At 63.0% G+C, this 13,413-nt stretch carries 12 protein-coding genes; 6 read left to right on the forward strand and 6 right to left on the reverse strand.

Annotated features, from left to right (window positions below; all coding sequences use genetic code 11):
• Positions 1-66: 66 nt before the first annotated feature.
• Positions 67-1,443, forward strand: coding sequence for a 2-oxoadipate dioxygenase/decarboxylase HglS (gene hglS, locus J3P89_RS18840; RefSeq protein WP_434695253.1), 1,377 nt, complete (start codon positions 67-69; stop codon positions 1,441-1,443).
• Positions 1,444-1,743: 300 nt separating this feature from the next.
• Entirely contained in the window at positions 1,744-2,262 is a 519-nt protein-coding gene (locus J3P89_RS18845; RefSeq protein ID WP_434695254.1) for an Hcp family type VI secretion system effector, read from the forward strand.
• 175 nt (positions 2,263-2,437) lie between these two features.
• Here the strand turns inward: J3P89_RS18845 and J3P89_RS18850 are convergent, their stop codons facing one another.
• The 6 genes from J3P89_RS18850 to J3P89_RS18875 form a co-directional block, all read right to left on the reverse strand.
• Entirely contained in the window at positions 2,438-2,608 is a 171-nt protein-coding gene (locus J3P89_RS18850; protein WP_434624838.1) for a hypothetical protein, read from the reverse strand.
• Between the two features lie 188 nt (positions 2,609-2,796).
• Positions 2,797-3,039 (reverse strand): hypothetical protein, encoded by a 243-nt coding sequence (locus J3P89_RS18855; RefSeq protein WP_434695255.1) that lies wholly within the window; start codon positions 3,037-3,039, stop codon positions 2,797-2,799.
• Positions 3,040-3,104: 65 nt separating this feature from the next.
• A complete protein-coding gene (locus J3P89_RS18860; RefSeq protein WP_434695256.1) occupies positions 3,105-4,175 on the reverse strand; it encodes a lipocalin-like domain-containing protein in 1,071 nt (356 codons plus the stop codon).
• Positions 4,165-6,636 (reverse strand): FtsX-like permease family protein, encoded by a 2,472-nt coding sequence (locus J3P89_RS18865; protein WP_434695257.1) that lies wholly within the window; start codon positions 6,634-6,636, stop codon positions 4,165-4,167. The genes J3P89_RS18860 and J3P89_RS18865 overlap by 11 nt, the downstream gene beginning before the upstream one ends.
• Complete coding sequence (locus J3P89_RS18870) at positions 6,633-7,301, reverse strand: ABC transporter ATP-binding protein (protein ID WP_305495727.1); 669 nt, start codon at positions 7,299-7,301, stop codon at positions 6,633-6,635. Before J3P89_RS18870 ends, J3P89_RS18865 begins: the two co-directional genes overlap by 4 nt.
• A gap of 223 nt (positions 7,302-7,524) precedes the next feature.
• Positions 7,525-9,222 carry a sulfatase-like hydrolase/transferase gene (locus tag J3P89_RS18875; protein ID WP_434695258.1) on the reverse strand — a complete coding sequence of 566 codons (1,698 nt, stop codon included), beginning with the start codon at positions 9,220-9,222 and terminating at the stop codon, positions 7,525-7,527.
• A 377-nt stretch (positions 9,223-9,599) separates the two neighbouring features.
• Between J3P89_RS18875 and J3P89_RS18880 the strand changes: the two genes are divergently transcribed.
• From J3P89_RS18880 to J3P89_RS18895, 4 genes are read left to right on the forward strand one after another with little or no spacing between them, the layout of a single operon-like run.
• Positions 9,600-10,955 carry a UDP-glucose dehydrogenase family protein gene (locus J3P89_RS18880; protein ID WP_434695259.1) on the forward strand — a complete coding sequence of 452 codons (1,356 nt, stop codon included), beginning with the start codon at positions 9,600-9,602 and terminating at the stop codon, positions 10,953-10,955.
• Positions 10,952-12,034: an NAD-dependent epimerase gene (locus J3P89_RS18885; RefSeq protein ID WP_434673966.1), complete on the forward strand. Its 1,083-nt coding sequence runs from the start codon at positions 10,952-10,954 to the stop codon at positions 12,032-12,034. Before J3P89_RS18880 ends, J3P89_RS18885 begins: the two co-directional genes overlap by 4 nt.
• Positions 12,021-12,767, forward strand: coding sequence for a sugar transferase (locus tag J3P89_RS18890; protein ID WP_434624851.1), 747 nt, complete (start codon positions 12,021-12,023; stop codon positions 12,765-12,767). Before J3P89_RS18885 ends, J3P89_RS18890 begins: the two co-directional genes overlap by 14 nt.
• Positions 12,768-13,412 carry a CpsD/CapB family tyrosine-protein kinase gene (locus tag J3P89_RS18895; RefSeq protein ID WP_434569118.1) on the forward strand — a complete coding sequence of 215 codons (645 nt, stop codon included), beginning with the start codon at positions 12,768-12,770 and terminating at the stop codon, positions 13,410-13,412.
• Position 13,413: the final 1 nt, after the last annotated feature.

A 13,413-nucleotide genomic window follows, 5' to 3' on the forward strand; every position in this document is an offset into this window, starting at 1 on the left:
CCGGCACTGGCGAAGGCTGCGATCTTTTGTCCATCTTTCCCACAGCCCTCGCCAGGAATTCCCACGATGAGCTTCGTCAGCCCCGACCTGATCCGCCAACGCTTCTCCAAGGCGATGTCCGACATGTACCGCGACGAAGTACCGCTGTACGGCGCGTTGATGAACCTGGTGGAGCAAACCAACGCCCGCGTGTTGGGAAACGATCCGCAACTGGCCGAACACCTGCGCAACACCGGCGAACTGCAGCGCCTGGACCTGGAACGGCATGGCGCGATCCGCGTCGGCACCGCCGCCGAGCTGGCGATGCTGGGTCGGCTGTTCGCGGTCATGGGCATGCAGCCGGTGGGCTATTACGATCTCACGCCAGCCGGGGTGCCGGTGCACTCCACAGCGTTTCGCGCCGTGCATGAGGCCGCACTGCAAGTCAGCCCCTTTCGCGTGTTCACTTCGCTGTTGCGCCTGGAGCTGATTGAAAACGCCGAGCTTCGGGCCTTCGCCGAATCGGTGCTGGGCAAACGGCAGATCTTCACTTCCGGCGCCCTTGAACTCATCGAGTTGGCCGAACGTCAGGGCGGCCTGACCGAGCCCCAGGCCGAGGAATTTGTGCTGCAAGCGTTGGAAACCTTTCGCTGGCACCACAGCGCCACCGTCACCGCCGAACAATACCGTCAACTGAGCGCCCAGCATCGGCTGATTGCCGACGTGGTGGCGTTCAAGGGCCCGCATATCAATCACCTGACGCCGCGCACCCTGGACATCGACATTGTCCAGGCCCAGATGCCGGTGCATGGCATCACGCCCAAGGCCGTGATCGAAGGCCCACCCCGTCGCCAGTGCCCTATCCTGCTGCGCCAGACCAGTTTCAAGGCGCTCGATGAGCCCGTCGCGTTCACCGACCAGCCACAATCCCAAGGCAGCCACAGCGCCCGGTTTGGTGAAATCGAGCAACGCGGCGCGGCGCTCACGCCCAAGGGCCGGGCGCTCTACGATCAACTGCTGAACGCGGCGCGGGACGCCCTGGGCGCGTTTCCCAACGAAGCCAATGCCGAACGCTACAACGCGCTGATGGCTGAACACTTTGCCAACTTCCCTGACACCCTCGAAGAGCTGCGCCGACAAGCACTTGCGTACTTTCGCTATTTCGTGACGCCAGCGGGGCTGGCCGCCAAGGGCATGATTGAACGGTCGAGCTCGTTGGAGCACCTGCTCGAGCAGCAATACCTGCGCGCCGAACCCTTGGTGTACGAAGATTTCCTTCCGGTCAGCGCCGCCGGCATCTTCCAGTCGAACCTGGGCGATGCCGCGCAGAATCACTACGCCGGACAGTCCAATCGGCATGCCTTCGAAACGGCGCTGGAGCGGCCGACCATCGATGAACTGGGGCTGTATGCCGAGACGCAGCAGCGCTCCGTCGATGAATGTCTGCATACGCTGGGGCTCTGAAAACCAGTGCAGGAAGGAGGAGCAGCAAGTTGCGCAAGTCCGACAGCAGCATCCGCTCGACTTACGCGCCTTGCTCCCGGCAACACGGCGCCTCGTGCGCCGGCAGATCAATGCGACGCAGCGTGCAGCCGTTTGCGTGATTTGCCGGGCGCGTGACCCGACGTCCGCCCCGAGAACAAGCTAACACTTTGATATAGCTGTATTTTATTGTCGATGGCACGGCTCTTGATTACGCTCAGACCGCCTTCGGACGATTCGCGTCCCGGGGCTTCTCAGTTTATCCAGGAAGGAGAGCATCCATTGGCTACCCCCGCTTACATGTCCATCGAAGGCACCAGACAAGGCCTGATCACCGCCGGCGCGTTCACCGCCGACTCGGTAGGCAACATCTATCAGGAAGGTCATGAAGACCAGGTCATGGTGCAGGGCTTCGAGCATCAGGTGAACATCCCCTGCGACCCTCAATCGGGCCAGCCAACCGGCCAGCGCGTGCACAAGCCCCTGGTCATCACCAAAGTCTTCGACAAGGCTTCGCCCCTGTTGCTGGCAGCCCTGACCAGCGGCGAGCGCCTGACGAAGGTGGAGATCCAGTGGTACCGCACATCGGCCGCAGGCACCCAGGAGCACTACTACACCACCACCTTGGAGGAGGCGATCATCGTCGACATGAAAGACTACATGCTCAACTGCCAGGACCCGGGCAACAGCCACTTCACCCATCTGGAGGACGTTCATTTCAGCTACCGCAAGATCACTTGGACTCACGTGGCCTGTGGCACCTCGGGCTCGGATGACTGGCGCAACCCGGTAATCATCTGAGTCATACAGGTGTTCGCCCAGTGTGACGGCCTCGGCATTCCATGCACTGGTAAAGAGCCTGGCACTGGGCGAACGAAAACAATGATAGTGGAGCTTGCCAGGTCTGTCCGTGAGGCCCGCTTAAATAATTATTCACGTAGCGTGGCGAGGGAGTTTGTTTCTCGCCACCCAGGATTCAATCGCCCCGTGCGGTTTTTTGCGCATCGGTTTCCTGCGCCTCGGCATTGCCTTGCTGCTCTCGCTTGGCCGGGTCGTTCGGTCGTAGCGCGTCGTTGTCTCGCTCCACTTCGCCGGGCAACGCCGGCTCGTCGGGGTTGTGTTGGGTCTGATCGGGACCGGGCTTCATGGTGGACTCCTTGGGTGGTGGTGCCAGTGGCTGGCGTTTGGTTGGATCGGCGGCGAAGGCTGTCATCCAGGACCGGGTTGTCTTCTTCGCGAGCAGGCTCGCTCCCACATTGGGATGCACTCTCTGTGGCAGAGCCCGCTCACGCTTCTGTGGGAGCGAGCCTGCTCGCGAAGGCGGCCCTCGAAGAATCAGGCGTCAGGATCGGCCACTTCCTCCGCCACATTCGCATCCGGCGAGCGCTGGTGCAGTTCCTCGGCTTTGGTCTTCAGCTCCTGCCAGCGGTCCAGGTCAATGGCTCCCTGGCCGAACAGGTCGTCGGCCAGCCGCATCAGCTCGGTGAAATGAGCGTCGGGCGACTGCTGGAAGTAGGCCTTGTCGTCGAACAGCCGCTGCCAGTCGGCCAGCGACGGAGGTTTGAGGTCATCGCTCATGAGGGGCTCCCGCGAGGCGTTCATAAAGTATGAGAGGCGACGAATGTCGGGAGTTCCGGTGATTGTCAGTAGCCAGTCATTTCCAGGTAACCGATGCCGCCACGATTGCCGCTCAGTTGCACCGGCCCTTCCCAATAGGGAATACGCAGGTTCATCCAGGCATCGGGGTTCAGCGCCCGAGTGGTGATTTCGAGCTGCCTGGCGGGAATCCTGATCGACCAGCGCACCGGCATCGAGCGTCCCGCGACCTCGGCGGTGTCCAGCGGTTCGAGGCTGATTTCGCTGGCGCTCAGAGTCGCTGCCTGGCCCTGGGCGTCGATCCAGGTGCCGGTGAGGTACGGCGCGCCTTTCTTGTGCCGCATGCGATAGAGCATGACGTGTTCGCCATTATCCAGATGCAGGGAAAACCAGTCCCATCCGGTCTGGTTTTCGGTCAGCGGCTGGCTGCTCCATTCACGGTCGAGCCAGGCCGGACCGCTGACCTGATAGCGCTGGCCATCGATTTCCAGCTGGCCGTTGGCCTGGAAGAAGGGTTGGCTGTAGTAATACGACGCCTGGCCCTGCGCGGATTTCTGGCTGAAACCCTGGTCGCCTTGCAGGACCAAGGGGCGTGTCGAGGTGAGCTGCAGTTCATAGCCGAAACGTGCATCCCGCGCCTTGAGCTGCATCGCCGCCAGGGGATCAGTACCCGCGCTTCGGGTGGTCAATTGCCAATCGTCGATCCAGGCATCGAACGGGGTCGTGCGCACTCCGGCCTGCCCCACTCCCCCGCGGGCATAACGTTCGGCGGCGTGATGGACGGTCGCGGAAGTGACCGCGGCGTGGCCGAGCCAGATAGTCTGGTTACGCCAGCCGCTGGCCTGGGGCGCGGCATCCTGGCTGCTGCGGAACAGCGTCCACTGCACACCGAAATCCCGGCCTTCGGCGTCCTTGAGATTGGCGGTGATGTACCACCACTCGATCCGAAACCCGTCATGGGCACCATGATCGGCCGGAAAACTGAATACGCGCCCGGGCACCACAGGCGTAAATGCAACGGCCTGATTGCCGAGGCCGGCGAAACCCTTTTCCGGCGCCGACGAGTCGTCGCAGCCGCCGAGCAAGGCCAGCAGCATCAGGCCGATTCTAATTTTCATGGGCGAAGGTCCTGAGCAGATCCGCCGGTTGCGTGCGGTACAGCGCGTACAGCGGCCACGCCGACGCCAGCAGCGTGGCGAACATTGCCAAGCCCAGCAGCTGCGCCAGTTGCAGCGGGAACACCCGCAACGGCAAGCGCCAGCCAAAGGCCTGGACGTTGATCACCGCATCCAGGCACCAGGCCAGGGCGATGCCCAGCGGCACGGCCAGCAGTAAGGTCAGCAGCGCCAGCAACCAGGTCTGGCCGAGGTTGAGCAGCATCAGTTGCCGACGCGTTACACCCACTGCCCACAACGGCGCCAACTGACCGAGACGGCTCTGGCTCTGGGTCAGCAGGCTGATGAACAACGCCACTCCGGCGACCGCCAGGGTCAGGCTGTTCAGCGCGGCGGTGGCGGCAAAGGTGCGCTCGAATACCTGGGTCGACCAGCCCTTGAGGCGAGCCTGGTCGACGATGTGACTGTCATCCAGGCTGAACCGGTTTTGCAACGCCGCCAGCAATGGCCCGATGGCGGCCGGCTCGATGCGCAGGTTGAAGCGATTCGGCGTCAATTGCGGCCAGTGCGCCAGCAGGTGATCGGCGTTGATCAGCACATGCCCCTTGGGATTGCCGTAATCGGCATAAATCCCGACAACCCGCGGCGTCCATGGCCCTTGTGGGGTCGGCAGGGTCAACCGGTCGCCGACATCCACTTTCAGGCGCCGGGCCAGTTGTTCGCTGAGCATCAGCGTGTCGGCGCCGGCCAGTTGGTCCCAGGCCTGATCACCGGCCGACTCCAGCAAGGGCCAGTGCAGGCGATAGGAAGGGTGATCGACGATGCCGTAGATATCCGTCGGCCAGCCTTGCAGAGGGACCGATACCTGCCAGTTCGGCAGCACGGCGCTGATACTCGGTTGTTGCTTGAGCCATTCGTACAATTTACCTGCCTGGGCCGGGGTCTGTGGGTTGATGTACAGCTCGGCGGTGAGCCGCTGTTCGAGCCAGTCGCTGAAGGTCTGGCGGAAACCGGCGGTCATGCTGCCGGCGCCGATATTCGCCGCCAGCGCCAGCAACAACGCCATCAGCGCCAGGCTCAACGTCGGCAACTGCTGGCGGCAATCGGCGAGGAACCATTGGCCGAGCACGGAACGGTTGCCGCGCAACAACCGGTTCAACACAGCGTTGAGCAGCACCGGTAGCGCCAGCGACGCGCCCAGCAACAACGCAGTCATCAGGACAAAACCGCTCGCCAGGCTGTCGCCCCAGACCAGCGCCGCCACCGCGATCAGCGCGGCCAACAGTGCTACCCCGCCCTGGCGCCGCAACCACCGCGCGTGGGCCTGGTGCCAGGCCTGGGGATTAGCCAGCGCCAGCAAGGGCAGGCGCGCCGCCCGCAACAGGCTTTGGCCCCCGGCCAGCAACGCACCGAGCAGGCCCAGGCCCACGCCGCCGAGCCACCACCAAAGGCTGAGGTGCAATTGCCCGGGCACTTCGGCGCCGTACAGACCGCGCAGGCTCGCCGCGACATCAGGCAATAGCAGGCTCGCCAGCCAGTAACCGCTGAGCACCCCGGCAACCCCGCCGAGCAAGGCCAACGCGCCCAACTCCAGCGCCAGGCTGGCGACCAGTACCCGCGCACTGACGCCACAGGCGCGCAAGGTTCGCAGCAGGCTGCGCCGTTGTTCCAGGGCCAGGCCGATGGCGGCATGGACGATAAACAGTCCCACCACGAATGACAGGAACCCGAGTGCGTCGAGGTTCAAATGAAAACTCTCGGTCAGGCGCGTCAAGTTGTTCTCCTCGTCCGCGCGCTTGAATTGCAACAGGCCGTTGAATGCCTCGGGCAAGGGCGCGGTGAACGTGGCCGGCAACAACATTCGCGAAACCTGCTCCGGCAACCCCAGGAGCTGCTGGGCGAAACCGATGTCCATCAACAGCATGCCTGGCGCCATGTCCGGCTGTACGTGCAGCGGCGGCAAGGCCTGGCCGTCGGCGCTGCGGGGCCGGTCGCCCACCTTCAGCCCGAGGGCCTGCAACGTCTGCGGGGCGATCCAGGTACGACCGGGGCCGGTGAAGAAGTCCACCACCTCGGCAATCTCCCGCGCTTGCCCCGCCACGGCCGAACCCGGCGGCAGCGACACCGGGTCGATGCCCATCAATTGCAGGCGCTGGTCTTCATGCCCCGCAAGCGTCAGCCGACCCTGCAACACCGGGGATACGGGCCAACCCTGACGACGCAGGTCGACAAACCATTGCTGTGGGAACGAGCCCCCGCCGGGAGCACTCAGGCTGGCCTGGGGTTCGCCGCCAATCAGCTGGCTGGCCCGGGCGTAGCTGTCCCGGGCCTGGCTGTTCAAGGCCTGCACGCCAGTGAGCAGGCTGGTGGCCAGCCAAAGCCCGGTCAACACACTGAAAAACTGCACTGGGTGCCGACGCCAGTGACTGAGCAGGGCCTTGAGGGTCTGGCGAAAGATCATCACGCCGGGCCCGCTTGCGCCAGGCGCCCGCCTTGCAATACCACGCGATGTGCCAGACGCGCCGCCACCCGCTGGCTGTGGGTAACCATCAACAGGCTGGTGGGGCTGCCATCGAGCAATTCCAGGAGCAATTGCAGCACCTCGTCGCTGGTGGCTTCGTCGAGGCTGCCGGTGGGCTCATCCGCCAGCAACAACGGCGGACGTGACGCCAGCGCCCGGCCCAAGGCCACCCGCTGTTGCTGGCCGCCGGAAAGCTGCTCGGGATAACGCCGCAACAGCTCCGACAACCCGAGCCGCTGCACCAGATGCGCTTGCCACGTAGCGTCGAACCGACCGCAAAGGCGCGCCTGGAACGCGAGATTGTCTTCCACCGCAAGGCTGCTGATGAGATTGAACTGCTGGAACACCAGGCCGATCTCGGTGCGCCGCCAGTTCGCCAACTGGCTTTCGCTCATGTCTTCGAGCCGGTGCCCCGCGCTGTGGATGCTGCCCCGATCGACCTTGTCGAGGCCAGCGACCAGATGCAGCAAGGTACTCTTGCCGCTGCCGGATTCCCCCATCAGCGCCAGGCTGCTGCCGGGAGGCAGCGTCAAGTCGATACCTTGCAGCACCGCCAGGGGGCCTTGGGGCGTGGTGTAGCTTTTGAAGACGTTTCGGACCTCAAGCATGGGCAACTCGGCTGATCAACAAGGGCATCAGGATAGCGGAGGTTGCGCTGTGCGCAGAGTTCCAAAAACATGTGATGCGGGTTTGTTTATTCGCTTCCGGAATCTTCGGCGATTGATACTGCGCTTTCGCGAGCAGGCTCGCTCCCACAAGGGTTCTTCAGTGAACCTGATTCAATGTGGGAGCGAGCCTGCTCGCGAAGAGGCCTGTCCATTCAACCGCTGATCAATGCCCCACCGCCATTTCACCCTGAACCGGTTTCGGCGTAACGATGTTGTCCAGGTCAATGTGCTTCCACGCCGGCTTGGCCCCCAGCCGCGCATTAAACCGGTAGTTGAAGGTGAAGTCGTCTTCGGTCGGCTGGTCGAGGGATTTTCCATACAGCGCCGTGACGCCGGCCGACTCGTAGCCCATCAACCGCAGCAACGTCGGGAAGATGTTGTAGTGGCTGGAGCGGTCCTTGTTCTGCGCCCAGGCGCTGCGCCAATCGAGGGTCTGCAACCGGCTTCCCTGGATCACCAGCAACGGCACCAGCCCTTCTTCTTCCACCGGATCTCCGCCGCAATGGGTGTTGAGGCCGGGGTTGCCGCGCTCGTGCAGATCCTGGCCATGATCGGAGGTGTAGATCAGCACCGCATTATCGAGATTGCCCTGACGGAAAAGACGTTGGAAAAATTCGCCGACGCTCCACAGCAAGGTGTTCTGGTAAGCATTGCGATACAGCGCCCAATCATCCGCCTCGCCACTGAAACCGTCGCGCCGGCCGGTTTCGGCCACCTCCTCGAACTGTCCTCGCGGCAAGGCCGGACGGTAAGTCATGAAAGCATCGGGGTATTTATCGTGGACTGGGAAATGCGCGCCGACTTTATTGACCACCACCAATTCGGCCCGGTCGTTTTCCATCAGCTCGATCAGTTTCGCCGCAGCCGCCATGTCACGGTCGCGCACACGGACCTGGTCGAACTGGACAAATTCGTCGATGTCCTGTTTTTCCAGCTCGGTCATCAGGTTCTGCCGCTTGCCGCCGGTGTTCTGGCCGTCGATATAGACGGTGCGCAACCCGGCGTTGCGGGCGTACTGCCAGATCGACGGCTGGGTGCTGTTGATGCGCATGTAGTCGCCACGGGTGCCGCCATAGCGCAGGGTAACGTTGGTATCCACGCTGCAATTGGCGATCGAGGCGGCGTAGCCGTAATTGAGGATTTCCACGCCGGGAGGGGGCGCCTTGAGGCCAGTGGCGACGCCGGACGGCGTGTTGATATCAAGATAATTCCCGCCAATGCTTTCGTCGATGATCAGCACGATATCGTGCCCGATTGCCGCTGTTTGCCGCACCAGGCTGACTGGCGCCCGTGGGCCCACGGTGTTGTGCACGGCTTCATAGATGAACAGGTTCAGATAGGCCAGCGGGGTGTACATGATCGGCAAACCGCGCGCGCCCTCGCCTGCCCGTACGAACAGCACACCACTGAGCAGCAGCACGCCGAGCAGGGGCGCGGCAATCGCGACGTAACCGGGCAACGGCAGATGACGCCGGGGCTTCAGGCCGATCCCCAGCAGCAGCAACAAGCCCCCGGCTACCGCACTGATGATCACCTCGCGGTACTGATAAGCGGCTTCCTGGATGAACCCGCCGGAATAGACCATCGACACGAACTGGCTGTAGGTCAGGTAGCTGTCGGTTACGCGCGTGTAGACCTCGAAGAACACCGCCGAGGCAAACATCGCCAGGGCAAACAGATGCCGCACCAATGCCTGGCGAATGTACGCGGTCATCCACAGAGCCAGCACCAGCGCAACGAACATCGCGCCGAACAGCAGCGTTGCCAAACCAAAACCCAACGCCGCAAGACGGTCGAGGTAATAGTCATGCGCCCTGAGCAGGTACAGCAGCAGTAGCAGTTCCTTGAGGTATCGCGCCATGTTTTTCCCAGCGTTACGAGGAGGTTGAAAACGGCTTGGTTTCTGCACACTAGCAGCAGGTTTGCAAAGCGCAAGAAAGCCGATCAACGGCCAATGCGTCAAAAAAAAGTTAGCTCAAAAATGACACCTAAAGCCAACAAAAAACATAAAAAACTATGGATGAATACCGTTCATCGGCTACTCAAACTCCTTTAAAGCCCTTTAAAAACGGCACTTTTCCAATTCCGTCAAGGACTTGATATCAAAAAGCCCTACGCTTTCGAGTTTGCCAACAGTGACAACTGTCATTTTGCTGACACGCTTTTCTGAGGCTGCGCTATACCCCTCTAAACAGTTTCATCCGAGTTACATCAACGGGTCTGCGAGGCGCGCCAAGAATGGACGTGAGCGTATTTGGAACGGGGTACGTTGGGCTGATTCAAGCGGCAGCGCTGGCAGACGTCGGACATCGCGTCCTGTGTGTCGATATCGATCCGAACAAGATCCGGCAACTGCAACAGGCGGTACCGCCCATCAGCGAGCCGGGACTGTCCGGGTTGCTCGAAGACAACATCAAGGCCGGGCGCCTGTCGTTCAGTTGCCAGGCCAGTGATGCGGTCAACCATGGCGAGCTGATCTTCATCGCCGTGGGCACGCCCGCCGATGAAGATGGCTCGGCGGACCTCAGCCATGTCCTGGCCGTGACCCGGCAGATCGCCGACTTCATGGACAGCGACCGCACCCTGATCATCAAGTCGACCGTGCCGGTCGGCACGGCTGACAAGGTCGCCGAATGCGCCCGCCAGGCGTTGGCCCGTCGCGGCCTGCAACAACTGAATGTGCGCGTGGTGTCCAACCCGGAGTTCCTCAAGGAAGGCAGCGCACTGGCCGATTGCATGCGCCCGGACCGGATCATCGTCGGCACCGTCGACGCCCTGGCCCGCGACCAGATGAGCGAGCTCTACGCGCCCTTCTGCCGTAACCACGAAAAGCTGATGTTCATGGACAACCGCAGCGCGGAACTGACCAAGTACGCCGCCAACGCCATGCTCGCCACGCGCATCAGTTTCATGAACGAACTGGCCAACCTCACCGAACACTTGGGCGCCGACATCGAGGCCGTGCGCAAGGGCATCGGCTCGGACCCGCGCATCGGCTACCACTTCATCTATCCCGGCTGCGGCTTTGGCGGCTCGTGCTTTCCCAAGGACCTGCGCGCCCTGCTGCACACCGCCGAACAAAGCGGCATGCCACTGCGCCTGCTGCGCAGCGTCACCGATGTGAACGACAGCCAGCGGCACATTCTTTTCGAAAAACTCACGCTGCAATTCCCCGACGGCCTGGCCGGCAAGTCGATTGCCATCTGGGGCCTGGCATTCAAACCGAACACCGACGACATGCGCGAAGCGCCCAGCCGCTACCTGATGGAAGCACTCTGGCGCGAAGGCGCCCGGGTCCAGGCCTACGACCCGGAAGCCATGTCCGAATGCCGGCGCCTCTATGGCTATCGCAAGGACCTGAACCTTTGCGCTACCCGCGACGACACGCTGGAAGATGCCGACGCCCTGGTGATCTGCACCGAGTGGAAGAATTTTCGCGTGGTCGATTTCGACCTGCTTGCCAGCAAGCTGCGCGCGCGGGTCATCATCGATGGTCGCAACCTGTACAACCCGGAACACCTGGCCGCCGCCGGACTGCTGTATCGCGGCATCGGGCTGCGCCACACCGTGCCCGTTCAGGGGCCACGAGCATGAACATCCTGGTGACCGGCGCGGCCGGTTTCATCGGCGCCCATTGCGTGCTGCGACTGCTGCGCGACGGCCATGACGTGTGCGGACTGGACAACTTCAACGACTACTACGACCCGCAACTCAAGCACGACCGCGTGGCGTGGGTCAAAGGCCAGGCCGGCGATTTTCACCTGGCGCGAATCGACCTGACCGACGCATCGGCCCTCGACCAACTGTTCCAGTCCCATCGCCCCGACGTGGTGATCCATCTGGCAGCCCAGGCCGGCGTGCGTTATTCGCTGGAAAATCCGCGGGCTTATGTCGACAGTAATCTCAGCGGGTTCCTGAACATTCTGGAGAGCTGCCGCCGCCATCCGGTCAGGCACCTGATCTACGCCTCTTCCAGTTCGGTGTACGGCGCCAACCAGCGCACGCCGTATTCGGTACAGGACGGCGTCGACCATCCGTTGTCGTTGTACGCGGCCACCAAAAAGGCCAATGAACTGATGGCCCACAGCTACAGCCATCTGTTCGGCATCCCCTGCACCGGCCTGCGTTTCTTTACCGTCTATGGCCCCTGGGGCCGGCCGGACATGTCGCCGATCCAGTTCGCCCGGGCCATTGCCGAAGGCCAGGTGCTGAAGCTGTTCAACCATGGCGAGCACGAGCGCGACTTCACCTGCATCGACGACATCATCGAGAGCATCGCCCGGCTGATCGAGCGCCCACCTCATGCAAACCCGGACTGGAATCGCCACCAGCCGGACCCGGCCACCAGCCTGGCACCGTGGCGCGTCTTCAACATTGGCGGACAGCATCCGGTGACGCTGCGGGCCTACGTTGCGCTGCTGGAAAAACACCTGGGCCGGAGCGCGCGAGTCGAGCTGCTGCCCCTGCAACCGGGCGATGTGCTGAACACCTGCGCCGATGCCAGCGACCTGGCCCGGGCCACCGGTTTCCAGCCGTGCATCGAACTGGATGAAGGCCTCGGCCGTTTCATCGACTGGTTCCTCGATTACTACGCACCGCCCATCGCCCACGCACCGCTTGCGACAGAACGCTTGCGGCCCAACCTCAACGGAGGAGTCTATGACCCGACATGAGCAAGACATCCCGACCCGGACCCTCGGCCGTGACAAACGAGTCGACCCCGAGCACCGCAGGCGCCTGGACGCGGCTATTCACCGCCAGGGTCGTGGCTGGATGACTGGCCGCGACGGCGGCCGGCCCTGGACCGTCTCGCGCACCAACCGGGTGGTGGCCTGCCTCGGCGCCTTGGCCCTGTTGCTGATGCTCAGTCCGCTGCTGCTGGGCCTGGCACTGCTGGTGAGGTTCTCCAGCCCTGGCCCGGTGCTGTTCGTGCAGAAACGCACCGGCTATCGCGGCCGCGTTTTCGGCATGTACAAGTTCCGCACCATGGTCGCCGACGCCGAGGCCTTGAAAGAATCGCTGCGCCACCTCAACAAGCACGGCGCCGACGCCATCGACTTCAAGATCGACAACGATCCGCGCATCACCCCCATCGGCCGGTTCCTGCGCCGCAGCAGCCTCGATGAACTGCCGAACCTGATCAACGTCGTGACCGGCGACATGCGCCTGGTGGGCCCGCGGCCGACCTCGTTCAACGCCTACCGCTACAAGGACAACCATTTGGTGCGCCTGAGCATCTACCCCGGCCTCACCGGCCTCTGGCAGATCTCCGGACGCAGCAATATCGACTTCGACCAGCGCGTGGAACTGGACCTCAGCTATATCGCCGAGCAGAGCCTTTTGCTGGATTTGAAGATCCTGATCATCACCCCCTTCAAAGTCTTCAGCGGCCACGGAGCGAGTTAAATGGACGGTTCAACGAATATCCTGACCATAGCAAGCCCGAGCGAGACCAACCTGACCTCGACCGTGCTCGACCCTTCCCTGCGGATCCTGCTCCTGACGGCGGCGAATATCGGCACCGGCACGAGCACCAGCGCCATGGCGCTGGCCGCCCAGTTGGCGCAGATGAGCAGCGGCCGTGTGCTGCTGGTGGACGCCAGCCGGTCGCCGCGCAACCTCAGCCAGCAGCTGTCGCTGCAAAAAGAGCGCGGCTTCAGCGACCTGCTGTTCAACAGCCTTTCCCCGCCGCTGTTGCAGGACTGCGTGGTGCAGGTTTCCAGCCTGCCCTTCGACGTGCTGCCCAACGGTCGCCTGGGCCATAACGCCGAGCGCCTGAGCCCCGAGCGACTGCGCCCGCTGTTCAGGCAACTGGCCGCGCAGTACCGCTTCGTGGTGATCGACGCCGACGCGGTGTATTCGGCCACCGACACCCTGGTCATGGGCACTCAGGTGGACGGCGTGGTGCTGGTGGTGCGCGGCGAGGACACCCGCTGGGAAGTCGCCCAGGCCGCCCGGCAACGCTTGGCCCAGGCCGGCGCGAAGGTGGTCGGCAGCGTCTTCAATCGCCGCAAGTACTACATGCCCAAGTGGCTCTACAACAACCTGTAAG

Source organism: Pseudomonas sp. Z1-14 (assembly GCF_051132005.1).
Taxonomy (GTDB): domain Bacteria; phylum Pseudomonadota; class Gammaproteobacteria; order Pseudomonadales; family Pseudomonadaceae; genus Aquipseudomonas.

What these genes read in the sequence shown, in the direction of transcription:
- hglS (WP_434695253.1), top strand. Translation starts at nt 67, where the DNA reads ATGAGCTTCGTCAGCCCCGACCTGATCCGCCAACGCTTCTCCAAGGCG.
- J3P89_RS18850 (WP_434624838.1), bottom strand. Translation starts at nt 2,608, where the DNA reads ATGAAGCCCGGTCCCGATCAGACCCAACACAACCCCGACGAGCCGGCG.
- J3P89_RS18855 (WP_434695255.1), bottom strand. Translation starts at nt 3,039, where the DNA reads ATGAGCGATGACCTCAAACCTCCGTCGCTGGCCGACTGGCAGCGGCTG.
- J3P89_RS18860 (WP_434695256.1), bottom strand. Translation starts at nt 4,175, where the DNA reads ATGAAAATTAGAATCGGCCTGATGCTGCTGGCCTTGCTCGGCGGCTGC.
- J3P89_RS18870 (WP_305495727.1), bottom strand. Translation starts at nt 7,301, where the DNA reads ATGCTTGAGGTCCGAAACGTCTTCAAAAGCTACACCACGCCCCAAGGC.
- J3P89_RS18875 (WP_434695258.1), bottom strand. Translation starts at nt 9,222, where the DNA reads ATGGCGCGATACCTCAAGGAACTGCTACTGCTGCTGTACCTGCTCAGG.
- J3P89_RS18880 (WP_434695259.1), top strand. Translation starts at nt 9,600, where the DNA reads ATGGACGTGAGCGTATTTGGAACGGGGTACGTTGGGCTGATTCAAGCG.
- J3P89_RS18885 (WP_434673966.1), top strand. Translation starts at nt 10,952, where the DNA reads ATGAACATCCTGGTGACCGGCGCGGCCGGTTTCATCGGCGCCCATTGC.
- J3P89_RS18890 (WP_434624851.1), top strand. Translation starts at nt 12,021, where the DNA reads ATGACCCGACATGAGCAAGACATCCCGACCCGGACCCTCGGCCGTGAC.
- J3P89_RS18895 (WP_434569118.1), top strand. Translation starts at nt 12,768, where the DNA reads ATGGACGGTTCAACGAATATCCTGACCATAGCAAGCCCGAGCGAGACC.